The following is a 797-nucleotide window of genomic DNA, read 5'->3' as shown; positions in this document are numbered from 1 at the left end:
ATGTATCTGTTGTCACAAGGGCTACATTGTCGGCACCGTATTCCATGGCTGCGCGTGCAGCAAGCTTCGCGACAGTTGTCGTTTTTCCGACGCCTGTAGGGCCAAGCAATGCAACCACACCACCACGTTTTAAAATATCTTGTTTTGGTATGTTAATTTGATCCGCAACGAGTGACAGCAACGCCTTCCACGCACGTGCAGGCTTGGTGTCTTCTGGGATGTAACATGCCATTTGGTCTGCAAGCTCAGGAGACACGCCCATACGCTCTAAGCGTTTGATAAGCATGGCTCTTAATGGCTCACGACGTTCCACTTCTTGCCACATTAAGCCGGAGACTTGATGTTCCAGCAGACGACGAATCGAGGTCATCTCTTCGCGCATGTTCTCCAGCTCTTTTGCTGACTCGTCACGCTCTTCAGAGGATGGGCGACGACGGTCATAGCGCGTAGGATCTAACTTCGGCGTTGGTCGCTCAAAACGGTTATCTTGAGCAATCAATTTCGCCAAAGGAGAGTCCGGCTGGTATGGCACGGGCTTTTCTTGGTTATAGCTTTCGCGGTGCTTATTTTGGCGTTGCAATAGGGCTGATAACGAATCTTCGTTTTCCGCAACATGATCGTCAGATTCTGCTGCGCCACCACTGTATTGCTTCAGCATGTTCGCGAATCGCTGTGTCATCGAGCCTGATTTTTCTTTGCTGTTTTGTAGGCTAATTTTATCTTCATCTAAACTGCGATCTTGAAAACGATCGGCCGCTGATGACGACATTTGACGATGTTCGTTATAGCGATTCGAT

General features: G+C 49.1%; 1 pseudogene. It reads right to left on the bottom strand.

Features of this window, described 5'->3' with window-relative positions:
* Positions 1-797 (bottom strand): annotated as a pseudogene (locus R7R78_RS25545) (flagellar biosynthesis protein FlhF); the annotation flags it as partial.

It is taken from the genome of Vibrio sp. 2134-1 (assembly GCF_033339495.1).
The sequence above is the reverse complement of the archived record's forward strand: the minus strand, read 5'-3'. Positions and strand labels throughout refer to the sequence as shown.